This is a genomic window from Paenarthrobacter sp., from assembly GCF_031180005.1.
Taxonomy (GTDB): Bacteria; Actinomycetota; Actinomycetes; order Actinomycetales; family Micrococcaceae; genus Arthrobacter.
The window spans coordinates 91,180-113,756 of the sequence record NZ_JAPSHI010000004.1; the positions used below are offsets into that span (position 1 = coordinate 91,180).

Annotated in this window: 23 protein-coding genes; 6 read left to right on the forward strand and 17 right to left on the reverse strand. The window is 62.7% G+C overall.

The annotated features are described in order from the left end of the window. The first annotated feature begins 57 nt into the window (after nucleotides 1-57). The 3 genes from RIF72_RS04840 to RIF72_RS04850 all read left to right on the forward strand — a co-directional run bounded on the left by RIF72_RS04840 (nucleotide 58) and on the right by RIF72_RS04850 (nucleotide 3,910). Nucleotides 58-2,292: an AAA family ATPase gene (locus RIF72_RS04840; protein WP_309073715.1), complete on the forward strand. Its 2,235-nt coding sequence runs from the start codon at nucleotides 58-60 to the stop codon at nucleotides 2,290-2,292. A 115-nt stretch (nucleotides 2,293-2,407) separates the two neighbouring features. After that, complete coding sequence (locus RIF72_RS04845; protein ID WP_309073716.1) at nucleotides 2,408-3,616, forward strand: restriction endonuclease; 1,209 nt, start codon at nucleotides 2,408-2,410, stop codon at nucleotides 3,614-3,616. Between the two features lie 33 nt (nucleotides 3,617-3,649). Beyond that, the gene (locus tag RIF72_RS04850; RefSeq protein ID WP_309073717.1) at nucleotides 3,650-3,910 is read left to right on the forward strand and encodes a PLD nuclease N-terminal domain-containing protein; all 261 of its coding nucleotides are present in this window, start codon (nucleotides 3,650-3,652) and stop codon (nucleotides 3,908-3,910) included. Nucleotides 3,911-3,912: 2 nt separating this feature from the next. On the opposite strand, the gene RIF72_RS04855 is transcribed toward RIF72_RS04850, so the two are convergent. Continuing rightward, entirely contained in the window at nucleotides 3,913-5,583 is a 1,671-nt protein-coding gene (locus tag RIF72_RS04855) for an ATP-binding protein (protein ID WP_309073718.1), read from the reverse strand. Nucleotides 5,584-5,682: 99 nt separating this feature from the next. On the opposite strand from RIF72_RS04855, the gene RIF72_RS04860 reads away from it, so the two are divergent. Beyond that, nucleotides 5,683-6,423 (forward strand): response regulator transcription factor, encoded by a 741-nt coding sequence (locus tag RIF72_RS04860; RefSeq protein ID WP_309073719.1) that lies wholly within the window; start codon nucleotides 5,683-5,685, stop codon nucleotides 6,421-6,423. Between the two features lie 62 nt (nucleotides 6,424-6,485). On the opposite strand, the gene fdxA is transcribed toward RIF72_RS04860, so the two are convergent. The 10 genes from fdxA to RIF72_RS04910 form a co-directional block, all read right to left on the reverse strand. Further along, nucleotides 6,486-6,815 carry a ferredoxin gene (gene fdxA, locus RIF72_RS04865; RefSeq protein WP_309073720.1) on the reverse strand — a complete coding sequence of 110 codons (330 nt, stop codon included), beginning with the start codon at nucleotides 6,813-6,815 and terminating at the stop codon, nucleotides 6,486-6,488. A 6-nt stretch (nucleotides 6,816-6,821) separates the two neighbouring features. After that, nucleotides 6,822-8,300, reverse strand: a complete 1,479-nt coding sequence (locus tag RIF72_RS04870; protein WP_309073721.1) for an aldehyde dehydrogenase family protein — start codon at nucleotides 8,298-8,300, stop codon at nucleotides 6,822-6,824. Between the two features lie 26 nt (nucleotides 8,301-8,326). Beyond that, nucleotides 8,327-9,139, reverse strand: a complete 813-nt coding sequence (locus RIF72_RS04875; protein ID WP_309073722.1) for an SDR family oxidoreductase — start codon at nucleotides 9,137-9,139, stop codon at nucleotides 8,327-8,329. Further along, nucleotides 9,139-10,101, reverse strand: a complete 963-nt coding sequence (locus RIF72_RS04880; protein WP_309073723.1) for a dihydrodipicolinate synthase family protein — start codon at nucleotides 10,099-10,101, stop codon at nucleotides 9,139-9,141. Before RIF72_RS04880 ends, RIF72_RS04875 begins: the two co-directional genes overlap by 1 nt. 38 nt (nucleotides 10,102-10,139) lie before the next feature. Then, the gene (locus RIF72_RS04885) at nucleotides 10,140-10,946 is read right to left on the reverse strand and encodes an enoyl-CoA hydratase-related protein (RefSeq protein ID WP_309073724.1); all 807 of its coding nucleotides are present in this window, start codon (nucleotides 10,944-10,946) and stop codon (nucleotides 10,140-10,142) included. Next, on the reverse strand, nucleotides 10,943-12,193 hold the full coding sequence (locus RIF72_RS04890; protein WP_309073725.1) for a CoA transferase: 1,251 nt from the start codon (nucleotides 12,191-12,193) through the stop codon (nucleotides 10,943-10,945). Before RIF72_RS04890 ends, RIF72_RS04885 begins: the two co-directional genes overlap by 4 nt. Beyond that, on the reverse strand, nucleotides 12,190-13,554 hold the full coding sequence (locus RIF72_RS04895) for an FAD-dependent oxidoreductase (protein ID WP_309073726.1): 1,365 nt from the start codon (nucleotides 13,552-13,554) through the stop codon (nucleotides 12,190-12,192). The genes RIF72_RS04890 and RIF72_RS04895 overlap by 4 nt, the downstream gene beginning before the upstream one ends. A 9-nt stretch (nucleotides 13,555-13,563) precedes the next feature. Next, on the reverse strand, nucleotides 13,564-14,895 hold the full coding sequence (locus RIF72_RS04900) for an MFS transporter (protein ID WP_309073727.1): 1,332 nt from the start codon (nucleotides 14,893-14,895) through the stop codon (nucleotides 13,564-13,566). 164 nt (nucleotides 14,896-15,059) lie between these two features. Continuing rightward, on the reverse strand, nucleotides 15,060-15,659 hold the full coding sequence (locus RIF72_RS04905) for an XRE family transcriptional regulator (RefSeq protein WP_309073728.1): 600 nt from the start codon (nucleotides 15,657-15,659) through the stop codon (nucleotides 15,060-15,062). A 90-nt stretch (nucleotides 15,660-15,749) separates the two neighbouring features. Continuing rightward, nucleotides 15,750-16,130, reverse strand: a complete 381-nt coding sequence (locus RIF72_RS04910) for an Hpt domain-containing protein (protein WP_309073729.1) — start codon at nucleotides 16,128-16,130, stop codon at nucleotides 15,750-15,752. Nucleotides 16,131-16,320: 190 nt separating this feature from the next. Between RIF72_RS04910 and RIF72_RS04915 the strand changes: the two genes are divergently transcribed. Next, entirely contained in the window at nucleotides 16,321-16,509 is a 189-nt protein-coding gene (locus tag RIF72_RS04915; protein ID WP_309073730.1) for a hypothetical protein, read from the forward strand. On the opposite strand, the gene RIF72_RS04920 is transcribed toward RIF72_RS04915, so the two are convergent. The 5 genes from RIF72_RS04920 to bioA are packed head-to-tail and all read right to left on the reverse strand — an operon-like array spanning nucleotide 16,506 to nucleotide 21,329. Continuing rightward, nucleotides 16,506-16,946 (reverse strand): very short patch repair endonuclease, encoded by a 441-nt coding sequence (locus RIF72_RS04920; protein WP_309073731.1) that lies wholly within the window; start codon nucleotides 16,944-16,946, stop codon nucleotides 16,506-16,508. The two genes, RIF72_RS04915 and RIF72_RS04920, sit on opposite strands and share 4 nt — an antisense overlap. Before the next feature lie 9 nt (nucleotides 16,947-16,955). Then, the gene (locus RIF72_RS04925; protein ID WP_309073732.1) at nucleotides 16,956-18,134 is read right to left on the reverse strand and encodes a cytochrome P450; all 1,179 of its coding nucleotides are present in this window, start codon (nucleotides 18,132-18,134) and stop codon (nucleotides 16,956-16,958) included. Further along, nucleotides 18,131-18,814 (reverse strand): dethiobiotin synthase, encoded by a 684-nt coding sequence (gene bioD / locus RIF72_RS04930; RefSeq protein ID WP_309073733.1) that lies wholly within the window; start codon nucleotides 18,812-18,814, stop codon nucleotides 18,131-18,133. The genes RIF72_RS04925 and bioD overlap by 4 nt, the downstream gene beginning before the upstream one ends. Beyond that, nucleotides 18,811-19,983 (reverse strand): 8-amino-7-oxononanoate synthase, encoded by a 1,173-nt coding sequence (locus RIF72_RS04935; RefSeq protein ID WP_375164199.1) that lies wholly within the window; start codon nucleotides 19,981-19,983, stop codon nucleotides 18,811-18,813. Before RIF72_RS04935 ends, bioD begins: the two co-directional genes overlap by 4 nt. Nucleotides 19,984-19,991: 8 nt before the next feature. Continuing rightward, a complete protein-coding gene (gene bioA / locus RIF72_RS04940) occupies nucleotides 19,992-21,329 on the reverse strand; it encodes an adenosylmethionine--8-amino-7-oxononanoate transaminase (protein ID WP_309073735.1) in 1,338 nt (445 codons plus the stop codon). A 14-nt stretch (nucleotides 21,330-21,343) separates the two neighbouring features. Here bioA and RIF72_RS04945 point away from each other — a divergent pair, with 14 nt between their 5' ends. Next, a complete protein-coding gene (locus RIF72_RS04945; protein ID WP_309073736.1) occupies nucleotides 21,344-21,529 on the forward strand; it encodes a hypothetical protein in 186 nt (61 codons plus the stop codon). A gap of 11 nt (nucleotides 21,530-21,540) precedes the next feature. On the opposite strand, the gene bioB is transcribed toward RIF72_RS04945, so the two are convergent. Next, entirely contained in the window at nucleotides 21,541-22,575 is a 1,035-nt protein-coding gene (gene bioB / locus RIF72_RS04950; protein WP_309073737.1) for a biotin synthase BioB, read from the reverse strand. Between the last annotated feature and the right edge of the window lie 2 nt (nucleotides 22,576-22,577).

A 22,577-nucleotide genomic window follows, 5' to 3' on the forward strand; every position in this document is an offset into this window, starting at 1 on the left:
GAACGGCAAGCCTGTGGATATCCGGATGCTTGGATAAGCCAAACAAGGTAAGTTGGCATGGTGATTCCCTCCGTAAAAACTGCCATTAACCGTGCCCCCGGAGTCTCCAAGGAGATCGAGGACGCAGCCTGGTATGTGCTCGGTCCGGCGCTTCACGGGAGACCTTCCGCGCTGGACGGCAGGACGTTGACGTGGACCGCGGATGCTGCGGGCGAGCTTCTCGAAAGGCTCGAACGCGGGGTCGAGGACTCAAAAGCCCCCATGATGACCAACCTGCGGCAGAACCTGGAAGGCGCATCCCGGGAGGCCAAACTGCTGGCCGTGGAACTGTTGTTCCTGCAATCACTGCCGCTCGCGCACGAGGTCAAATCACTCAGGGTCAAGCGTGCCCGCGTTGCCGAAGCGGCGTCATGGGTTCAGCCGCCCATCGAGCTGCCGGAAGAACTTTATGAGGGGATGACGGACCACGGCGTTATCCGGGACCGCACTGCCGAGTTCAACTGGACCATTTGGGACCATTTGAAGTGGCTGTGCCGTTTCGTGGCCCACGTTGACAGCCAAAGCACGGCCACCCTCAACGAAGCGCTCGCGGACCCGTTGACGTTCCACGAACTCGCTGCAGCAACGCCAGAGGATCAGCCGGCCCTTCGCCGCAGCATCGAGTACCTGGTGTGGCCGAGCTACTTTGAGCCCGTGGTGGCCGATGTCGAACGCCAGGAGATCCGGGACGCCTTCGCTTCACTCGTCGGCGGTGCCAAAGGTGATACGGACGAGGACATCACCGCGGACATTCACCGCATCCGCCTCCACTTGGACGAGCAAGCCGGGCAGCGCATCGACTGGTATTCCCGCCAACTGGTGAGTCAGTGGCGCAAGGTAGGGGATCCGGGTCGCCGTTCCTGGCTCCTGCGCACCCATCATGACAACGGTGACCTCTTGGCCAGCTGGGTTGCCGAGGAAAAGGCCACCTTGGACGTGGAGCACCTGCGTACCCTCACCGCGGGGGTCACGGCCGGCGTGGTTCAGCATGCCGTGGACGAGGATTACAAGCACCTGGGCTACGTGGAACGCGAAGACACCAAAACCGCTGTCTTTGCTTTCCTGACAGTCATGAAGCCCGGCGACCTCACGCTTTACCAGCATGCCGGCAGGGTACGGGTAGGCGTGGTTCTTGGCGAACCTGAACACCACGAGGACAATCGCCGCATCCGACGCAAGGTCCGCTGGTTCGAGGACAGCTACGCTATCCCCGAGCTTCCACGTCACGCCCAGCGTCAACTTTCCACTCCGGGGATCATCGTGGATGTCACCAGGGTGATTCAGGCTTTGCAGGAACTGCTCCCTGTGGAGGCCGAAACCGATGGTGAGGACGAAGCCGTGCCCACCACCGCCGTCGAGGTTGTCCAGCAAGGATTCCGGCCCCTGACAGAAGAGTTCGCGGCGTCCCTGCACATGGACCTCGAACCCCTGAAGGAGATAGCGGAACTGCTCGAAGAAAACCGCCAACTGGTTCTTTACGGTCCTCCGGGAACCGGCAAGACCTACCTGGCCAAGCACCTCGCGTCCGAGCTGGCGGGTGACCACACCGACGAACGGGTGAAGCTGGTGCAGTTCCACCCCTCGTATGCCTACGAGGACTTCTTCGAGGGCTACCGGCCGGACAAAACCGACGACGGTCAAGTGTCCTTCAAACTCGTCGCCGGGCCGTTGAGGCGTCTGGCCGAGGAAGCTGCCAAGGCCGAGAATGCGCACAAACCTTACTTTCTGATCATCGATGAGATGAACCGCGCCAACCTGGCCAAAGTCTTCGGTGAGCTCTACTTCCTCCTGGAGTACCGGGACGATCGTATCTACCTGCAGTACAGCCCCAACGAGCCCTTCAGCCTGCCGGACAACCTCTACATCATCGGCACCATGAACACGGCGGACCGCTCCATCGCCATGATGGATGCCGCCATCCGCCGTCGTTTCGCCTTTATCGAGCTGCACCCCAAGGAGGAGCCGATCCGCGGCACCCTGCGTCGCTTCCTCGAAGCCCGCGGGCTGGACACCCTCAACGCGGACCTGCTGGATGCGCTCAATGACGCGATCGACGATTGGGACCGGGACCTGATGATCGGGCCGTCGTACTTCATGAAGAACGCCGCGCAGAACCCCACAGGACTACGTCGGATCTGGAAGTACGAGCTCATGCCTTTGCTGGAGGAGCACTACCACGGGCAGCTGAACCGTGCGCAGCTGGAGGAACGCTTCGGCCTGGACCAGTTGCTGGGACGTCTTGCAGCCCGCTAAAGTCATCCCGCCCAGGCCGGGCCGTGCGCCCGCTTCTGTCGGCCGGGCGCCTGCCTCTGCCGGGCGGACGCCTGCCTCTGCCGGGCGGGTCATCTCCGGGCCGCGGCATATCGTCATGGACGAGCTCTCCCGTGGTGTGGTGGACAAACTCGATCCCGAGTCGGCTGCGTTTATCAACACCAGCGGCCTGGCCAAGGCGTCGCCCATGGGCATGGGCCTTTACAGGATTGAGCCTGTTGGCAAGGTGGGTTCAGTCCGGACCGCCTCAGTGCAGCTGGAAGTCCGTCCCAAGGATCGGCTGGGCCTCAGCCGGCTTCTTTTCCTGCTCAGCTACGCCGGGGACCAAGGCTTCCGCGACCATTCCGTGGAGGCCGTGGAGCACCCGGATTTGTGGAGCGCACTGGCCGAATCGCTCGCTCAGCTGGCAGATAAAGCCCTGAGCCGTGGCGTACTGCAGGGCTATCTGACCGTGGAAGAGTCCCTGCGCACCGTCAAAGGCCGCATCCGTATCTCGGACCAGATCTCTCGACGCCCCGGGATGATGGTGCCGCTGGAGGTGTCCTACGACGAATTTACGGAGGACATCGCTGAGAACCGTATCCTCCGTGCTGCGTTGGAGCGCATGGGAAAGGTTCCCGGGGTTCGGCCGGATGTGCTGAGCCGCTTGCGGCAGCTCAAGGGAAAGCTCGACGCCGTTACCCGGCTTCAGTCCGGAGCGCCGCTGCCGCCGTGGCGCGCCAACAGGATGAACCTCAGGTATCACGCCGTGCTGCGTCTGTCCGAGGTCATTCTTCGGAACGCTTCCGCCGAGGCGGGCGAGGGCAAGCAGCAAACCGCGTCCTTCGTGGTGGACATGGGCCAGGTGTTCGAAGAATTCGTGGGCACCGCACTGAGGTCCGCCATGGGTTCACATCCGGGGGAGATGCGCCTCCAATACGGGGCGCTGCTCAACGAGGCCGTCAGGGACTCCGATCGCCTGACTGTCCGCCCGGACGCCGTCCACTTCCTGGGCGGCCGCCCCGTGGTGGTCTATGACTCCAAATACCAAGCAGCCTCCGACGCCGGTGCCTCACTGAGCGCAGACCACTACCAGTTGCTGGCGTACTGCACGGCCCTGAGGGTTCCCACCGCTTGGCTCGTCTACGCGGGGGCGGGGGAGATGAAGCTCCGCCGCATCCTCAACACGGACATCGACATCGTGGAGTACCCGCTGGACCTGTCCCTGCCGCCGTCGGAAATTTTGGCTGCTGTGGCTGATCTGGCCGAACAATCATGGGGCGAAGTAGTACGCCAAGCTGTGGCGGGCCGGTCGGCGTCGGACTAGCCTGATAACTAACTCTTCACGGATGGAGGCATCATGGCCCGCAAGAAATCGTGGCGCGATATGACCAAAGGCCAACGGATCATGCTGTTGGTTAGTGGAGCGGTGAATATGGCCCTGCTGGGTGCCGCGCAGAGAAGCATCGGCAAGACCCCGGACGAGCAAATCAGGGGCAAGAAGGTGATCTGGCGTGCGGTCTCCTTCATCAACTTCTTCGGCCCCGTCAGCTACTTCCTCTTCGGACGCCGTCGGGATGCAGAGCATGCCGGGAACGGCACAGCGGCAGTAAAACGCTAACGCTAGGCGGGCATCTTCACCGTAAAAGTGGTGCCCTGCCCGGGGACACTCTCCAACGTGATGGTCCCGCCGTGGGCTTCAACGATGGCTTTGCTGATGGGCAACCCCAGGCCGACGCCCGGGATGGCACTTTTGCGTACCCTGCCGGCGCGAAAGAACTTGGTGAAAGCCTCGGCCTGCTCCTGTTCGTTCATACCCATCCCGGTGTCAGTGACCCGGCAGAAAACAAAGTCCTGCTCCTCCCAGGCAGCTACTTCCACATCCCCGCCGTCGGGGGAGTACTTGATTGCGTTGGACACCAGATTGTCCAGCACCTGAGCAATCCGTGATGAGTCAACATGGGCTTCCAGCGCATCCGGGAGGTCCATCGACAGTCGGATTCCGGCCTTGGCCGCGCGTGGTTCTGCCGAGGTGACACTGCCACGCACCAACTCCACGACGTCCACGGCGTGCGGCTGAATGACGATCTGACCCGAGCGCACGGCCAACAGGTCCGAGACGAGTGTCAGCAGCCGCTCCGCGTTGCGCCTGACAATGTCGAGTTGTTTGCGGGCCCGGGCATCGAGGGCGTCCGGCTCGTCCAGGATGAGCTCGACGTAGCCAAGGATGGACGTCAACGGGGTGCGGAATTCGTGGGAGACATTGGCAACGAAATCATCCTTGGCGGCAAGCGCGTTCACCAGGTCTGTGACGTCGCTGAACACCACCACCGAACCTGCGAATTTCCCGGCGTCGTCCACCATTGGGCGTGCGCTCGCGGTGAAGGCTCGCTGTTCCTTTCCGGAGCCCAACCACACCAACTGGTCCGTGAAACGTTCACCCAAGACGGCACGACGCACCGGTCTCTTATCCGCCGGCAACGGCGTAGTCCTGTCAGTGTCGAAGATCAGCAACTGGGATTCGTTGGGATCGTCATTGTCCGGGGGAGTCGCCAGGATATGGGTTTGGCGTTGGCGGCGGTTCATGAGGATGTCATGCCCATCGCCATCCACGGCTACCACGCCCAGCGGCAGGGCTTCCATGACGGTGTTGAGGAGCCGCTCTTGCTTGGTGCTGACGCTCAGTGCTTCCTTGAGTGCCTCGTCCTTCTCTTCCAGGGCACGCTGCTGGCGCACCATGCTCAACGTTAGGACGCTGACGGAGACTCCAATTCCCAGCATGAGGATGGGGAACAGGAATGGCTTGGTGAAGTCCTGTTCGCTGAAGGTTCCGCGCACGAACAGGGGGACCCAGACGATCCCCAACGGTCCCAGGAAAGACAGGACAATAGCGAGCTTCGGGTACAACCCTGAAGCACACAGCCAGATGACCGGGAGTACCACCAGGACACTGAGGCCGGTGATGGATTCCATGGAGCCTTCACGGGCGAATCCGATGGAGACCATGTCCAAGATGGGGATGGTGAGGAAGCTGGCGAACGGGAGCCGGTGCCACGGCACAATGATGCACAGCGCCAGCAGGAGTGCCTGGCTCAGCAGGAATATAAGGAACAGCGGATTCTCAAGTGTGGCGGGAAAATACAGCCAAACCAGGATGGCCGAAATACAGACACACACAGACAACGGCAGTTGGCTGAGGACAACCCTCATACGCAAGGTATGTTCGTGGAAAGAGCGCCTAAAAACCAACAATTTCTTCTTTTCACCAATATCCCAAGTTGAAGGGTGGGTCATGGCACATCCACCAGAGATGCTGAAGAAAGTCGGTTCATGAGATCAGCCTAACCATAATGGATATACTTCTGAGGTTATCGAAGGGGCTGAGGGGCAGCGATGAGTGAAGCACGTGTGGGGCTGGTCATTGAAGATGACCAGGATATCCGCGAATTGGTACGCGTAGTTCTATCCCAGGCGGGATTTGATGTACATGTCGCGTCCACGGGATCCGCAGGTGTGACATCGGCCCGCGAGCTGAATCCGGACGTTATTACGTTGGATCTCGGACTCCCCGACATTGATGGTTTTGAGGTAGCTCGCCAGATTCGGAAATCCTCCGACGCCTACATCATTATGTTGACGGCACGCGCCGAGGAGCTGGACACCCTTATGGGGTTGGAAGCCGGTGGGGACGACTACCTCACCAAGCCTTTCCGTCCCCGGGAGTTGCGAGCCCGTGTTGAAGCGATGATGCGACGCCCCCGCGCGTCGTCGGAATCCAAGAGCGTGCCCGAAGCTGTGGACCCCGAAGTGAGCCACAACGGGCTGGCCGTTTCAGCCGGTTCCCGCACCGCGGTCCTCAACGGGAAAGAGCTCAAGCTGACCCGCACGGAGTTCGACCTCCTGCTCGCATTGCTGGAGACCGGACGGATAGTGCGGACCAAAGCAGACCTCGCGCGTCGGCTCCGGAACGAACCGTACGACGTCGGCAGTTACGTCAGCGACGCAGACGAGCGCGCCGTCGAGGTTCATATGGGAAACCTGCGCAAGAAACTTGGCGACAGCATCCAGGCGCCGCGCTGGCTTGAGACGGTCCGGGGCGTCGGCTACCGGCTGGCTCCCTCAAGCAACAACTAGGCAAACCCAACTAGGTCGCAGATCAGGTCGTTATGAGCGCTCATAACGACCTGATCTGCGACCTAGACGGGTTGGCCAACGCGCAGAGGCTCTGCGGCGACCACGGGATGGTCGCGGCCCTGATTGCCCAACCCGCCCGCACCTTGCGGCGAGCCCAGTTCCTCGAAAAACTCAGCGTTGGCCCTGACGTAATCGGCCCATTCGTCCGGGACATCGTCCGCGAAGTAGATAGCTTCAACGGGACACACGGGATCGCACGCGCCGCAGTCCACACATTCGGACGGGTGGATATAGAGCGAGCGATCGCCCTCGTAGATACAATCCACCGGGCACTCGTCAATGCAGGCCTTGTCTTTCACATCCACGCAAGGCTGGGCGATCACGTAGCTCATGGCCCGCTACACGCCCGTGTAAACGGTTTTGCCCCACGTGTAGAAGTCCAGGGCGGACCTGCCTTGCTCGCGGAAGGTGTTGGTGGATGAATCCTTCACGCCACCGAAGGGAACGTTGAGGTCCAAGCCTGCGGTGGGGCGGTTTACCTTGACCACGCCTGCTTGCGCCCGGGCAGCGAAGTCCGTAGAGAGGGCCAACGAGTCCGTGCAGATGCCGGCGGTCAGACCGTAGCGGGAGTCGTTGATGGCATTCAAGCCGGCTTCATAATCGGCCACTTCAAGAACTGTAACCACCGGCCCAAAGATCTCCTCGGTTACCGCTGCGTCGTCCATCGGCAGGTCGGTGAGGACTGCGGCCGGGAAGAACAGCGGGCCGTTCGGGTCTCCGTCGTAGCTGCCGTGAAGGAGAGTGGCACCGCGTTCGACGGCGGTACGCACCGCGGCTTGGTCCTGTTCGAATTGCTGCCTGCTCACCACAGCGCCCATTCGCGTGCCGCTTCCCAAGCCGTCACCGGTGGTGTAGGCAGCGGCTTCCTCGACCAAAGCTTCCGTGAAGGCAGCGCGGATTCCCGGCGTCACGTAAACGCGCGAAGTTGCTGTGCATGCTTGTCCCGTCAGGCCAAAAGCACCCGTGGCCACCACCTGCGCGGCTTTGCGGGCATCGGCGTCGTCGAGGACCAAGACCCCGTTCTTGCCGCCCATTTCCAACTGGACCCGGGCCCGGCGGGCGTTGAGGATTTCCTGCAGACCCAGGCCCACGTTGGTGGAGCCGGTGAAGGAAAGGCCCGCGATGCGCGGATCACGGGCCAGAGCATCCCCCACCACGCGTCCCTTGCCGTGCACCACGTTGAACACTCCGGCCGGAAGCCCGGCGTCCTGCAGGGCACGAGCCAGGTGCGTGGCGGACAGCGGAGTGAGTTCGGCGGGCTTGATGACAACGGTGTTGCCGCTGATCAGCGCCGGGGCCGTCTTCCATGCCGGGATGGCAATGGGAAAGTTCCAGGGAGTAATCAGCCCGATAACGCCCAGCGGTTCGCGGCGGGTGGTGATGGTGGTGTCCGGCAGGCCGCTGGGCAGTACCTCACCGGTGGCTGCCCAACCGAGAGAGCCGAAGAAACGAAGGACGTCCGAGGCACGTTTCACTTCGCCCTTGGCTTCGGCGAGTGTCTTGCCTTCTTCGCGGACCAAGTCCTCGGCGATGGCGGCCTGCCGCTCGATCAGCAGGTTCCCGGCAGCGATGAGGATGGCGCCCCTCGACGGTGCGGGCATGGCGGACCATGAAGGCTGGGCTGTTGCGGCGGCCGTGATGGCGGAATCAGCGTCTTCGGCGGTGCCGCTGGGGGAGAGGGCTGCGAGTTCCCCGGGCCTGGCCGGGTTCGTCCGCTGGGTGTCGGCTTCGCCCAGCCATTGGCCGTTGATGAGGTGTTGGGCGGTGCTTGTTTCGGCGTCGTTGGTGATGCTGGATTCCAAGGCTGTGGACGTCATGGTGTTTCCTTTGCAAGTAGTGGGGGTTAGAGGCTGCGGATCAGGCCGCCGTCGCACCTGAGCGCGACGCCGGTGATGTACGACGCCGGTGCGCTGCACAGGAACGCAGCAGCTGCGCCGAATTCCCCGGGTTCTCCATAGCGGCGGGCAGGGATGGTCTTACGGGATTCGAGTTGAATGTCTTCCAACGTTGTGCCGCGACGTTTGGCTGCGGCATGGTCCAGTTGGGCGACGCGATCGGTGGCGATTCTGCCGGGGAGGAGAAGGTTTACGGTCACTTCGTCCAAAGCCACTTCAGCAGCAAGGGTTTTAAGGTAGCCCGCCAATGCGGCCCGTCCGGTATTGGACACTGCGAGGTTGGGCAGCGGGGCTGTGACACCGCTGGATCCGATGGCCAGGATCCGGCCCCAGCGCCGTTTCCGCATTCCGGGGAGTACGTGTGAAACCAATGAGTGGTGCGGCTTGACCAGGAGATCGAACGCCGCCCCGATGTCATCTGAGCTCAGTGTCGCGGCGGCTCCTGGTTTGGGGCCTGGCCCGTTGAGGACCAGAATGTCGATTGGCCCGAGGTCGGCGACGGTTTGTTGGACGGCGGATTCGATGCCCTCCGGGGTGGTGAGGTCGGCCTCGATGGCCACCGCGTCAAAACCGGTAGCGCCCAGTGAGCCTGTCCCGTAAGCAGCCTGCAGTTCTTCGACGATCTCCTTGGCGCGGTCCCGACGGCGGCCAACGATCGCCACCCGTACTCCCTCTGCGGCTAAAGCACGCGCAACGGCCAGGCCCAGCCCACCCGTGGAAGCAGCAACCAAGGCGGTCTTGCCGGCGATTCCGAGGTCCATTAGAAGCTCCCTACAGTTGTCTTCACTGTTGTTTTCGCGGTTTCCGTCGCAGCAGCTGCTTCGCGAAGGTGTGTCACCATGCTGGCCCGCAGGTTTTCGGGGAACCCTGCGGCCGGTGAGCGGACACCGGAGTCCTTGATGAGTCCCCGTTCGCGCAGGCATTCCTTACGGATGGCCAAAGCCACCTTGGCCTGCTGCTCAAAGTTGATCAGGGGGAGGTACGGCAGGAGCTCGTACTGGGCCGCATCGTAGCCGTCCTGTTGCCAGGCACGGACGCAGGCAATCAGGGCTTCAGGGTACGAGAAGCCGGTCATGGCGCCCGCCGCCCCGGCCATCAGTTCGTCCAGCAGGCCTTGCCCGCCCAGACCGCCAAAAACAGACACCCCGACGGCGGCACTCAGCTCCGCGATGGCGACGCTGGTTGGCGGCGCCTCGGCTTTGACGGCGATGACGTAGTCGCAGGCGGTGACTACAGAGATCAGCGTCGACGTTGCGATGCTGACACCGCTGGCCAGCGGGTAGTCCTGCAGGACAACTTTGGCACCGGTAGCCCGGTGAATGGCATCCAGATGCGCAATGACGGTTTCCGCCTTGGCGGAGTTGGCCTGCACCATTACGGCCGCGAGACGGCTGCCGGCCACTTCTTGAGCTGCCAGCACTTCCTCAATGGCCGGTCGCGTCGCCAAAGCGGTCACACCCACTACCAGCGGCAGCGATGTGCATTCGACTACCGTCTCCAGGACATCCCGGCGTTCGTCAGCTGTGAGGGCGGCTGCTTCTCCGAACACCCCCAGGACTGTCAGCCCCGTGGCGCCGATGGTTGCATAGTGCTCCACGAGCTCGGCCAGACTGTCCAAGTCCACATCCAGGGTGCTGCCTTGGAACGGTGTGGCAACCACGCCCCAGACGCCGGCAGGCAAGGACTCACGGCTGAGGGATTCGAGCGCAACTCTTGGCTGCATCGGTATCTCCTTGTATTCGTTCGAAGTGATCACTGCTATTAGCGGCCCGGCCACACTGGCTGGCGCTTTTCCTGGAAAGCACGCACGCCTTCGGCTGAGTCTTCGCTGTCAAGGGCAGCCATCAGGGCGGGTAGGCGAAGCCCTCGCGCTTCCTTGGCGGTGAGGTGGGTGGTCTGGGTGACCATCTGTTTCACCGCCCGAACCGAGGTGGGCGCACAGGCAAGGATCTGGTCCACCCAGCGCTGCACCGCGGCGTCAAGCTCTTTGGCGGGCACTACCTCGTTGACGAGTCCCATCGAATGCATTTCCGTGGCGTCGGCTTTCCGTCCGGTCAGCAACATGCTCATAGCCTGGGTGTGGGGGATCCGCCGCACCAACTGGTGGATGCCGCCGTCGAGCGCCAACCGCCCAACGCGGGGCTCGGTCAGACCGAACTTGGCGGTGTCGGCGGCCACCACGATGTCGGCGCCCAGCACCATTTCCATACCGCCGCCCAGCGCGTAACCGTTGATCCGGGCGATTACAGGGACATCGAGGGTGGTGCGCAGGCTCAGGCCGCCGAAACCGTTGGGATCCAGGCTGGCCCAGTATTCGAGACCGGTTTTGTCTACGGCCGAGGCCGACATGTCCGCCCCGACCGAGAACGCACGAGATCCGGCTCCCGTGATGACCACGGCACGCACTGACGGATCGTTTTCCAGCTGGTCCCAGATCTCGTTGAGCCGGGAATGCGCGGTGGCATCGACGGCGTTGAGAACATGCTGGCGATCGATGACCACCGTTGCCACGTGGTTCTCAATGGTCAGGGTCACGGTGTCAACGCGCTCTTCAACAGGGGCGGTCATCGCAGGACCCCCAACTTCTCAAGGCGCTCAATAGTCTCCTCATCGAAACCGTTCTCCAAGAGGACTTCCATGTTGTGCTCGCCGAGGCGCGGTGCCGCACGGCGGATCGTCGGAGGGGTGGCCGAAAGCCGGATAGGCGCGTTCAACATGCGGACGGTACCTACAGCGGGGTGTTCCGCCTCAACGATCATGCCGTTGGCCTCGGTCTGGGCGTCGGCCAGAGCCTGCTCAAGGGTGTGAACCGGAGCGTTGAGCAGCCCTTGCTCTTCAAGTTCGTGAGTCCAGTACTCCGTGGAGTTTGTGGCGATGTGCTCCCGGAAGATCGCCTGCAAAGCCGGCTTGTTCTTGAACTGTTGCTCCAGGTTGGAGAACTCGGGCCGTTGGGTGAGGTCTTCATCCAGGCCCAAGGCTTTGGAAATGCGGGCCAGGGGGTCCGGGGTGAAGCCACCCACCATGCACACGGCGCCGTCGGTGGTCTCGAACACACCGCTCAGCGGCATGGCACCCCAGTTGACCTCGTAACCGCGGTTGAGCTGCATGCAGGCCTCCTGCATCTGCAGGTGCAGCATGGAGTCGTACATGGTCACCTCCACCTTTTGGCCGGTGCCCGAGGTTTCACGCGTGCGCAATGCCAGCAGGATGCCCTGCATGAGGTGCATGCCGGTGATGTAGTCGCACAACGTGGTGGGGTAGATGGAGGGCTTGGTGTCCTCGGATTCCCGCCGCCACATCACACCGGAGTAGGCCTGGGCGATCGCGTCCTGCCCGCCCTTGTGGGAGTAGGGACCGTCCGGACCGAAGCCGGTGCCGGAGGCCCAGATGATCCCTGGGTTTTTGGCTTTGAGGTCCTCGTAGCCGAAGCCCATGCGTTCCATGACGCCGGAGCGGAAGTTGCTGACCACCACGTCCGCGTCGGCCATCAGCCGGTGCAGCACCTCGCGGCCCTCGTCGCTGCGCGTGTCCACGGAGACGCTGCGTTTGTTCCGGTTGATGGATAGGAAGATCGGATTGTCCTGGCCATCCTGGTCCGGGAAGGAATTGCGCGATATGTCACCGGCGCCGGGGCGTTCAACCTTGATGATGTCCGCGCCGTAGTCGCCCAGCAGTTGCGTGCAGGACGGGCCCATGAACACCTGGGTGAAGTCCACGATCTTGATGCCGTCCAAGGGGAGCGGGGTTGCTGCCGGGGCCGCGTTGGTGCGTGCCGCCGTCGTGCCTTCTGCCTGTTCCAAAATCACAGTGCTCATGCCGGCACCGCTGCGGATTCGTCGACAGTAGCGTTCGACGACGGGATGTCGCCCGGGTCTGCCCCGTGGCGGCGCATACCCTGCTGGATGTCCAGTGCGGAGACGTCGCGGACCAAGAGGTTGTTCTCGACGGCGAGGGCTGCGGCAACGCCGACGGCTTGGCCCATTGCCATGCAGGGCGGGATCTCGCGGGACATCTTCTGCGCTTCCGGTGTGGCGGAGTAGTGCCGGCCGGCCACCAGGAGCTGGTCCACTTCTTTGGGCAGCAACGAGCGGTACGGGTAGTAGTAATCGCGGCCCCGGGCAACGGTGTCAGTGAAGTGGCGGCGTTGGGTGACGTCGTCCTTGGTCATGACGTACTCACCTTCCAGGAGCCGGGTCTGGCGGACGCCCATCTGCGAAGCGACGTCCAGCATGTAGCAGTTTTCGAAGCCAGGGAGGTTGGCGCGGACGTAGTCCACGGCCTCCGAGATGCGGTCCCTCGCGGCAAATTCCGCGGCAGTCATGTCTGCGGGGTCCACGCCGTCGAAGCCCGACATGTGCGGGGCGTTGCACCAGACCACGCCGTCGATGGGTGTTTTGAGCCACCACAGTTCCCAGGCGCCGCCAAGAAGCCGCTTGATCTTGCGGTTGATGGCGCGGGCTTCCTTCGGGTTGGCCTGTTCGAAGGCTTCTGCGGCATTGGTGTCCACGTTGCCGAGGCGGAAAACGAGTGTGGTGAGGTAGTTGTCCTTGGCGTAGCTGGCGCCGGCACGGGAAGCGACGTCGATGTCGCCGGTTGTGTCAATCACGACGTCGGCCATGAAGGCCTGCGGGCCCAGTTTCGTTTCGCAGATGACACCCTTGATGACGCCGTTGTCCACGATGGGGCGGGAGAACCAGGAGTGCAGGCGAAGATCCACGCCGGCCTCACGGACGAGGTCGTTGGAGACGCGCTTCCAGCCATCGGGATCGAAGGCGGCTGCGTAGCAGATGGGCTTGGGATTGGTGTGGGAGTGGAAGTCGAAAGTTCCGAAGCGGCCCCACTTGTTCCAGAGTTCCTCGGAGGTTTTGCGGTCATCAGCTGGCGGGACCACTGCCAGGCCGAGTTTCTGGAGGCGCTCCACGTATTCGGAGACGATGCCCGTGACGGTGATTTCCTGGCCGTTGATCATGTCGTCCAACACCAAGACCATGCCGCCGGAGGCCAGACCGCCCAGGGATGAGTAGCGCTCAAGCAGCGTGACCTTGGCGCCGGAGCGGGCCGCGGTAACCGCAGCGGCCACACCTGCGGGGCCACCGCCAACCACCAGGACGTCGGAACGTGAGATGACCGGGGCGGTGAGGTTCGCCGTCGTAGTGCTGAGTTCAAGCGAGTTCATGGTGAGTCCTTACTTTCCGACGAAGATGCCGTTGGAACGGCGGGCCGCGAGGTAGAAAACGATGCTGAGGATGGAGAGGATGGCCACGTAGACCGGGAATACCCAGGTGAGGTTCAGTGATTGGAACCAGACCAGGAGATAGGAGGCTGTACCGCCGAAGAGCGCCACGCCGATGCCGTAACCCAGGGCTACACCTGTGCCTCGGATGTTCTTGGGCATCAGGGACGAGCTGACCACGTTGTAGAGGGTCATGTTCAGTACCAGGACGATCGAGCCACCCAGGAGGACGGCTGCGAAGCCACCGATGCCCGGCTGGACGTACATCAGCATGAGGAACACGGACGGGATGGCGAGGATGCGGGTGACCAGGAACCACTTGGACATGGCCTTGCCGTCGGCCAGCTTGCCGATGATCCAGCTGCCTATTACCAGGATGACGCCCAAGACGGTGGTGAGGGCGAAGACCGCGGTGGGATCCTCTTTGAACCCGCTGCGTGCTGCGCTGGGGAGGCCCACGTTCCAAGCGTAGTTATAGGCCTGTGCTGCACCCACCACGAAGATGATGGCCAGGACCGAGAGCCAGTGCTTACGGACCCCGGACCACACTGCCCGGGGAGTATTGGTGGCCATTTCCTCGGCCTTGAGGGTTTCAGGCAAGGACCGACGAAGGTAGAGCACCACGAAACCGAACAGTGCGCCGATGATGAAGGGTACGCGCCAGCCCCATTCGGCCATTGCTGCACCGCCAAGGACCAGGCTGCACAGGAAGCTGATGAGCGAGGCGAGAAGGATGCCGATGTTCACGTAGAAGGACATGATGCCTGCCACGTAGCCCTCGCGGCCTTCGGGAGCGAGTTCCACTGCGTGCGAGGTGGACAGCGGGGCTTCGATGCCGGTGGAGATACCTTGCAGGATGCGGCACACCACCAGGATGATGCCTGCTGCGGGACCGATCGTTTCATAGCTCGGCGTGACGGCGATGATCAGGGTTGTGCCAGCCATCAACATGATGGATAGCAGCATCACGCGGCGTCGACCGATCCGGTCTGCCAGTGTTCCGAGGAGGATGCCGCCCAAGGGACGGAAGGCGAATCCGACGGCGAACACGGCCAAGGCGTTTAGCGTCGCGGAGAGCGGATCGGTGTTGGGGAAGAAGTTAGGGCCGATGAAAGCGGAGAGGAGGCCGAAGACCATCCAGTCGTACCATTCCAGGGCGTTGCCCAGGCCCAGTCCGAGCAAGCCTTTACGGACTTCGGGGGTGAATTTGTTGTTCTTGTGGGGGAATGGGTGGCTGGTATCTGGTGACGGGACTACGTTGTCCGTCGTTGTGGTGTGGAGCATGGAAGTGTCCTTACGCTGACGCCCCGGAGGGCGTGGGAGGGTATGACGCAGGAACGCCTGTTGGAGGAGGCGTTTGATGCGAAAGTGGCAAGGATTGTCAGCGGCCACGGTTTCGTGTCCGGACAGTTAAGGGAAAACGCTGGCGCCGTATGGGGGCGGCAGGGTTACCACGCGTGTGGTGCGTTGACCCAGATGGCTACGCATACCTCTTCGTAGCTGTTCTTGTACCAGTGGGGGATCTCTGAGGAGTAGGTGATGGAGTCGCCCTCTTCAAGGCTGTAGCAGACGCCGTCCAAATAGACGTCCTTACGGCCGGAGATGATGTAGCAGAACTCTTCACCACTGTGGGTAAATGGGGTATCGCTGGTGTCATGCCCTGGGGGCGTGCTGATCCATTGGGCTTCGATGCTTCCATCGCGGTTCGGGGTGAGCAGCTCGTGCACTGCTTCCCCTACGGACTCGCGGGTGACGTTCTTGAGGTTGCGCCGATCGGATCTGCGGACCACGGGGGACTTTGATTCGTCCTGCCCGATGAAGAACCTCCCTACGGGGATGTCCAGGCCGTGGGCCAGCTGGGCCAACGTGGTGAAGGAAGGGTTGGCCATGCCGCGTTCGATTTGGCTGACGATCGCTTGGCTGAGGCCGGTGACGTCCGAGAGTTGAGCGAGGGTCATTCCCTTTGCCTTGCGCATGGTGCGCACCTTGTTTCCCACGGTCGCCAGCAGTTCGCTGGTGGCCGGGGGAGCAGGAGTCTCGGTAGTCATTGCCGCATCCTTCGTTGGTGAGCTAACTCACACAACTATAGTGAAGATCTTTAGCGAGTCAATGGTTTCTCTTCAATAAGGTGAAGATGTTTACGGAATCGTGGTTTCCAACTCACGGATCGTCGCCGAGACGAAGTGCTCGATTTCGTTGACCTGCGGGCGAATCTCGTCCAAGTGGGCTGCGTTGGGCAGGAGCCTGATGCTGATTTCCAATTCCGTGGCCAATCGATTCATGCAGATGGCACCCACCATATGGCTGGAGGTCTTCAGGCTAAGGACCGCATCCATGGCGTCTTCGATGTCGAGCTTTTCCAAGGCATGATGAAGCCGATCCACCCGCCATGGCAGAAGCTCTACGTAGTTGCGCACGAAGGTACTGATGATGGCTGGGTCGCCGCCAAGCTCAGCTTGGAGTTCGGTGAGGACGGTGCGATCCACCAGGGCCTCGGTGCACTCGTCATACTCAGACACCAAACCCCTCCCGCCTCCAAACAATAGATTCACGATTCAACAGTAGGACCCGTGGAACTTCCACAGCGCCATATAGCCAAAGATTGATCCAATCTTGAGCGGACTCAGAGCCACTCTTGATCTCGTCCCCACAAAGTAGGGAAAGGCAGATCTGGGCGTTCCAGGCTGAATCAGGGGAAGGGGAAACAACATGGAAAGTGGCGCTCGTCCGTCACCAGGCCTCATGCTCCTCATCGTGGTTTGCATGACCGTCCTGCTGGCCATCGGCGGGTCGGCCGCCTTCGCACTGTGGCAGCAGAGCTCCCAAGCCTCTGTCACGGATCGATCAGTGGAGTCCGCGCCGACCAGCACCACCGTGCCCACCACAACTGCGCGTTAGCCCACCGAGGATTCCAGAAAATCCGTAAGCCGGTCCTCGAGCATGGACCTGTCCTTCAGCTGGCATTCCCACACAGTGAGCACCTCCCAGCCGGCAGCCTTCAACTGTTCCCGTTGCAGCGCGTCCCTTTCACGGGTTCGTGTTCTCTTTGCTTCCCAGAATTCCGCGTTCGCCGCCGGAGCGTGCTGTCCTGCTTTGCAATCGTGGAAATGCCAGAAACAGCCATTGACGAAAATGACCTTGCGCCTGCCCGCGAACACAAGGTCCGGACGGCCCGGTAGTTTCGCCGTTCCCGCTTGGCCGTGCAGCCGGTACCGGTAGCCTTTCGCATGCAGGAGTTTGCGGACCAGCAACTCAGGTTTCGTGTTCTTCCCACGGATTTTGGACATGTTGCGGCTGCGCTGCTCCCGCGTCAAAAGGTCCCGGCTCCCGCCCATGTATCAAGCCTACCCAGGCTCTACCACCACTGTTCGGGGCGCTTGGAAGGACAGCAACCGGATCCAGTCCGGGTTTGAGTCCTGCAGCCGGACCCCCGTAAGAGCCGCTGCTGTTTCATGAACGACGACGACGGCCTCCAGCTCTGCGAGTTTGGCGCCGAGGCAGCGGTGAATTCCGGAGCCAAACGCCAAGCCGTAGGGTGTCGGTCCCGGGCGGCCGGTCCCGGAATGGTCAGCGTCTGCCGCATCGGTGTCTACATTTTCGGACCAGGGGAATCCGTGGTTGCCGGTCAATTCCAGCAGGATCTCTTCACCGGCCGCGATGGCTCGTCCGTCCAAATAGGTGTCCTGCTCTGCCACCCGCCGCCATGTGGGAACGGATGACTCGGTTGCCAGGACGTGCCGAACCAGGTCACGCGCCTTCGGGCCGCTTGCTGCCTCGCTCCACGAGATTCCACGGGAGCCCTCGGCCAACCGGAACAGCGTAGTGCTGATCAGTTGAGTAGTGGTCTCTTGCCCGGCGATCAGGAGGAAGTAGCCCAGGGAACAGATCTCTGGTGTGCTTAGCCCGTGGCGGGCCAGCGCGTTGAAGAGGTTGGGGTCCGGCGACGCCACGAACTCCAAAACCAGTTCCCTCAACCAGCGGTAGAAGTCGGCGGCGCTGTGTGCCAATTCGAGTTGCCGGTCAGCATCCGGCCAACCCCAGAACAGCTCCAGGGAGTCAAGGCTCCAGGCCTTCAACGCCGGCAGGTCCCTGACGGGCAGCCCCAACATTTCCAACATGATGACCGCCGGGGGATCTGCGGCGACGGCCTGCACCAAGTCGACGCTGCCCTCCGAGGCCAGGCGCTGCGCGGCACGGGCTGCCGATTCCCGGGCAAGGCCCCGAATACGTGGCTCCATGGCCGCCACTTTCGCCGGCGTGAAGAATCCCGCCACCACTTTTCGAATCCCGGTATGGGTCCCGGTGTCGTTGCTCGCCAGGACCGGCGGCAATGCGAATCTGGCCTTCTGCAGTATTCGCAGGGCCTGTCCGCTCAACGGAGTTACCGCGAGCAGGGCATTTGCCGGACTGAAGTCCTGGGGCCGGTGCAGCACTTCCCTCACAGTGTCGGGGTTCCGCAACACCCGGTAAGGACAGCCGCCGGTACCGGAAAGCCCCGCTTCGGCAGACGCCGCCGCGCTCATGCCGGCAACCCTTCAAGCCAATCTCCTGCATGAGAGCGGAAATCGGCAGGATCCAGTCCGGAGGCACCGGCAGGAACCGCACCCAGAAACGGAACAGGCCAATTCCTCAGAGTCGCCCGGTTGCTGAGCTCCACCGCACCTGGCCTTGCCGGCCAGCTCCCGAGGACCACCCCCACCACCGGCAGGGCGCGGGCGTCCAACGCCTCCAGCGTCAGCGCCGTATGGTTCAACGTGCCCAGCGCCGGCCGTACCACCACGGCAAATCCAGCCATGTCTCCAAGGTTCGTCCCGAGATCAGCCAGCGTCCCGCCGTCGTGGTCCAACTCCACCAGCAACCCTCCGGCGCCTTCCACCAACACGTGGTTGTGGCGGGCGGTCAGCTCACGAATCCTGCCGGCATGAGTGGCGAGCGACGGCAACGTGACCTCGTCCAGTGCCGCGGCAGGGACGGGTGCCATGGGTTCTTCGAGAACGACGCCGGCTTCCGACGTGATCGGATCGGCTAGCCGAGCCACCTCGGCGCAGTCAGAATCACCCAACGCATTTCCGCTCTGGCACGGCTTGTAAACGGCAACCGTCCGGCCGCGTGCATGGAGTGCGGCCGCGATGGCAGCCGACGTGATGGTCTTTCCGACGCTGGTGTCCGTACCCGTGACCAGGATGACAGGAGGCAGTTTCATGGTGTTCTCTCCAGGATGCTGCGCAACGTTGCGCAGGCTTGCTCGATGTCCGTCGGTGTGAGGGTGGCGCGCGCAGTGAGACGAAGGCGCGACACCCCATCCGGAACGGACGGTGGACGGAAGCATCCCACCAGGACGCCCGCCTCATGTGCTGCTTTGCATGCTGCGATGGCAGCGTCGGCGGACGCCATGGGCATGGACTGGACTGCTCCGATGGGATGGTCGACGGCGATGCCGGGCCTTCCCTGCACAGCTTGCAGTCGGCTGGGTTGCAGCTGGCTGGTCAACGCGGCTGCATTGTGGTGGACAGCCACGGCACGCCACGGCTCGGCCCTGATGACGCCAATGCCCGCGAGCGCGGCAGCTGCAGCAGGGGGAGTCAACGCGGTGTCGAAGACGAAGCTTCTGGCCCGGTTGACCAGGTGCTCCCTGAGTAACAGTGAACCAAGGACAGCGCCGCCTTGGCTGCCGAGTGCCTTGGAAAGAGTAGCGGTGACGATGACGTTGGGATGTCCGGCCAACCTGGTTCCTGCGATGGCGCCGTGCCCGGCTTGTGACCCCGAGCCCGAGACGCCCAGGCTGTGGGCTTCGTCAACCAGCAGCATGGCGTCGTGTTCTTCCGCCAGCTCCAGGAGTTCGGTTAGTGGTGCGGCATCCCCGCCCACGCTATAGATGGACTCCACTGCGATGAGCGCCCGTGGCTGGGTGCGGGCGGTCAGCTTGTCCGCCGCATCCTGCACACTGTTGTGCCTGAAATTCCGCACCTCGGAGCGGCTCAACCTGAAGCCGTCGATCAACGAGGCATGGCATTGCTCGTCGGCCACAATCAAGGTACCCGGACCACCCAAGGCCGTGGTGACTCCAAGGTTAGCGAGGTAACCGGAAGAAAAGACCAACGCTGCGTCCATTCCCGTCAGACCAGCGAGTTCGTGCTCCAACTCCATGTGCAGTTCGGTGGTGCCCGCCACCAACCTCGATGACGTGGCACCCGTGCCCCACTTCCCGATGGCCTCCCTTGCGGCTTCGGCGAGCCTGTTATCCGTGGCCAAGCCGAGATAATCATTGCTGGCGAGATCTATCATCCGATGGTTCGCGCGGCGCACCGACGGGCTTCTCACCAAGCCCCGGCGCTCGCGGACCCGGGCCTGTTCCTCCAGCCACCGGGTCATTGTGATACTCACGCGGCCACCCTTTGTTCCGATGTTTCTTCCACGGCAGCCACCATCGCAGAGGCCATCACGCCTACTTCGGTGGCTGAACTGATGTACGGCGGCATTGCGTAGACGAGGTTTCTGAAGGGGCGTACCCACACGCCACGTTCCACCGCGGCACGTGTCACCGCCGCGATGTCCACGGCGTCCCTTAACTCAATGACTCCCACGGCGCCGAGGGTGCGGACATCAGTAACGGCGTCGAGCTTCAATGCAGGAGCCAGCCCCGCCGCGAGACCGGCACCAACGCGTGCTACGTCCTCTCGCCAGGCCCCCGTTGCAAGGATGCCCAAGCTTGCGTTGGCTGCGGCGCACGCCAAAGGGTTGGCCATGAAGGTGGGCCCGTGGAGGAGTGCCCCCGCCTCGCCTGCGGATACCGTGCGGGCAACTTCGCCCGTACATAGCGTGGCAGCGAGGGTGAGGTAGCCGCCGGTGAGCGCCTTGCCAACGCATAGAATGTCCGGGACGACGTCGGCGTGCTGCCCGGCAAAGAGTTCACCGGTTCGCCCGAAGCCCGTGGCGATCTCGTCCAGGATCAACAACAAACCGTGGTGGTCCGCGATGTCACGCAGGATCCGCATGCACTCGGGCGGATAAACGAACATTCCGCCGGCACCTTGCAGCGTCGGCTCCACAATGATTGCTGCGAGCTCGTTGGAATGCTGCTTGGCCAGCTCTTCCACTTCTTCCCGCCATTCTGCGATGGCAGCTGCACTGGCAGTTGCGTTGGCTGTTGCAGCCGCAGGCGGGCGCGGCGCAAACACGTTGCGCGCCAGCAGCCCAGGGAAGGACGAATGCATGCCGTCCACAGGATCGCACACGCCCATGGCTGCGAACGTGTCCCCGTGGTAGCCGCCGCGGATGGTCAGGAAGCGCTGCCATTTGGGCCGGCCGCTCGCTGTTTGGAATTGCACAGCCATTTTGAGGGCGACCTCCACGGAGATGGAACCGGAATCTGCCAGGAACACCCGCTCCAGGCGGCGGCCCGGTTCGCCCGGTGCCATGGCCAGCAGGCTTTCCGCGAGTTCCACGGCAGGTTGATGTGTTAGTCCGCCGAACATCACGTGGCTAAACCTGCTCAGTTGTCGCGAGATGGCGGCGTCCATGACAGGGTTCCGGTAGCCGTGGATCATCGACCACCACGACGACATCGCATCCAGCACCTCATGCGTGTGCCCTTGCTCGTCGCGCAGCCGCAGCGCTACGCCGTCGGCCGCTTCCACTTCCCATAGCGGCAGTGTGGCCGAGGCCGGCGCGTACGGGTGCCACAACGTAGCCCGGTCCCGCTCGATCAGCGAGCTCATGACGCCAACCTTCCGTGCCGGGAACAGTCCGCGGTCCACCCCAGTGGCGTGACCTGCACTTTCATTCGACGGCGACACTGCGGGCAAAAACGTGGAGGTTCCATCGCCAAACGCTGCTGGCAGCTGCGGTGGGCGTCCGACGTCGATTCATCACCGCCGTCGTCGCCGTCACCGCCGCAGTGCCCGCAGAACTGCTGTGAGACTGCGATGGTCACAGCGACTTCTGGAATTCCTTGATGGGCATGTTGAGCTCCACCAAGAGGTTGAGGTCTGCGTTTGCCGGCCGGCCCAGAGTGGTGAGGTAGTTGCCCACAATGACGGCGTTGATGCCGCCGAGCATGCCCTCGCGGGTGCCGAGGTCGCCGAGGGTCAGTTCACGCCCGCCGGCATAACGCAGTACCGTGCGCGGCATGGCGAGCCGGAACGCGGCGATGGCGCGGAGGGCGTCTTTGCCGTCCATGATGCCTTGGTTCTCCAACGGTGTGCCGGGGCGGGGGTTGAGGAAGTTAAGGGGGACTTCGTGGGGTTCAAGGGCGGCGAGTTGGGCTGCGAGTTCAGCCCGCTGGGCCACTGATTCGCCCATGCCGATCAGTGCGCCGCAGCACAGTTCCATTCCAGCGGCTTTTACCATGGCGCAGGTTTCCAGGCGTTCCTCGTAGCTGTGCGTCGTCACGACTTCCGGGAAGAAGCTGCGGGCGGTTTCAAGGTTGTGGTTGTAGCGGTGAACGCCCCACTCGGCCAACTGGTCCACTTGGCGTTGCGTGAGCATGCCCAAGGAGCAAGCGATGTTGATGTCCACTTCCTCCTTGATGCGGTCGATCGCGAATTTGATCTGGTTCATGAGCTTGATGTCCGGGCCCCTGACGGCGGCGACGATGCAGAACTCGGTGGCACCCGTTGCGGCGGTTTCCTTCGCGGCCTTGACCAACTCCGGGATATCCAGCCACACACCGCGAACGGGGGAGTCGAACAATCCAGATTGGCTGCAGAAATGGCAGTCCTCGGGACAGCCGCCGGTTTTGATGGAGATGATGCCTTCCACTTCCACATCCTCGCCACAGTGCTTGAGGCGAACCTCATGGGCGAGTTGCAGGGCGGCGGGGATGGCATCGTCGGGGAGCTCGAGGATTTCTTTGAGTTGAGACTCGTTCAGGCCTTCGCCGCGTTCGAGGACCTGCTCGCGGGCGGTGTCCAGGATGGCGTAGGTGCCGGTTTCATGGGCTTCTTCTGTTGCTTGGGTGGTCATGT

Coding starts and splice junctions, on each gene's coding strand:
- bioD (WP_309073733.1), bottom strand. CDS start 18,814: ATGAAACTGCCTCCTGTCATCCTGGTCACGGGTACGGACACCAGCGTC.
- RIF72_RS04870 (WP_309073721.1), bottom strand. CDS start 8,300: ATGACGTCCACAGCCTTGGAATCCAGCATCACCAACGACGCCGAAACA.
- RIF72_RS04845 (WP_309073716.1), top strand. CDS start 2,408: ATGGACGAGCTCTCCCGTGGTGTGGTGGACAAACTCGATCCCGAGTCG.
- RIF72_RS04880 (WP_309073723.1), bottom strand. CDS start 10,101: ATGCAGCCAAGAGTTGCGCTCGAATCCCTCAGCCGTGAGTCCTTGCCT.
- RIF72_RS04900 (WP_309073727.1), bottom strand. CDS start 14,895: ATGCTCCACACCACAACGACGGACAACGTAGTCCCGTCACCAGATACC.
- RIF72_RS04860 (WP_309073719.1), top strand. CDS start 5,683: ATGAGTGAAGCACGTGTGGGGCTGGTCATTGAAGATGACCAGGATATC.
- RIF72_RS04925 (WP_309073732.1), bottom strand. CDS start 18,134: ATGAGCGCGGCGGCGTCTGCCGAAGCGGGGCTTTCCGGTACCGGCGGC.
- bioA (WP_309073735.1), bottom strand. CDS start 21,329: ATGAGCTCGCTGATCGAGCGGGACCGGGCTACGTTGTGGCACCCGTAC.
- fdxA (WP_309073720.1), bottom strand. CDS start 6,815: ATGAGCTACGTGATCGCCCAGCCTTGCGTGGATGTGAAAGACAAGGCC.
- bioB (WP_309073737.1), bottom strand. CDS start 22,575: ATGACCACCCAAGCAACAGAAGAAGCCCATGAAACCGGCACCTACGCC.
- RIF72_RS04905 (WP_309073728.1), bottom strand. CDS start 15,659: ATGACTACCGAGACTCCTGCTCCCCCGGCCACCAGCGAACTGCTGGCG.
- RIF72_RS04850 (WP_309073717.1), top strand. CDS start 3,650: ATGGCCCGCAAGAAATCGTGGCGCGATATGACCAAAGGCCAACGGATC.
- RIF72_RS04875 (WP_309073722.1), bottom strand. CDS start 9,139: ATGGACCTCGGAATCGCCGGCAAGACCGCCTTGGTTGCTGCTTCCACG.
- RIF72_RS04920 (WP_309073731.1), bottom strand. CDS start 16,946: ATGGGCGGGAGCCGGGACCTTTTGACGCGGGAGCAGCGCAGCCGCAAC.
- RIF72_RS04895 (WP_309073726.1), bottom strand. CDS start 13,554: ATGAACTCGCTTGAACTCAGCACTACGACGGCGAACCTCACCGCCCCG.
- RIF72_RS04915 (WP_309073730.1), top strand. CDS start 16,321: ATGGAAAGTGGCGCTCGTCCGTCACCAGGCCTCATGCTCCTCATCGTG.
- RIF72_RS04885 (WP_309073724.1), bottom strand. CDS start 10,946: ATGACCGCCCCTGTTGAAGAGCGCGTTGACACCGTGACCCTGACCATT.
- RIF72_RS04855 (WP_309073718.1), bottom strand. CDS start 5,583: ATGACCCACCCTTCAACTTGGGATATTGGTGAAAAGAAGAAATTGTTG.
- RIF72_RS04890 (WP_309073725.1), bottom strand. CDS start 12,193: ATGAGCACTGTGATTTTGGAACAGGCAGAAGGCACGACGGCGGCACGC.
- RIF72_RS04935 (WP_375164199.1), bottom strand. CDS start 19,983: ATGACCCGGTGGCTGGAGGAACAGGCCCGGGTCCGCGAGCGCCGGGGC.
- RIF72_RS04840 (WP_309073715.1), top strand. CDS start 58: ATGGTGATTCCCTCCGTAAAAACTGCCATTAACCGTGCCCCCGGAGTC.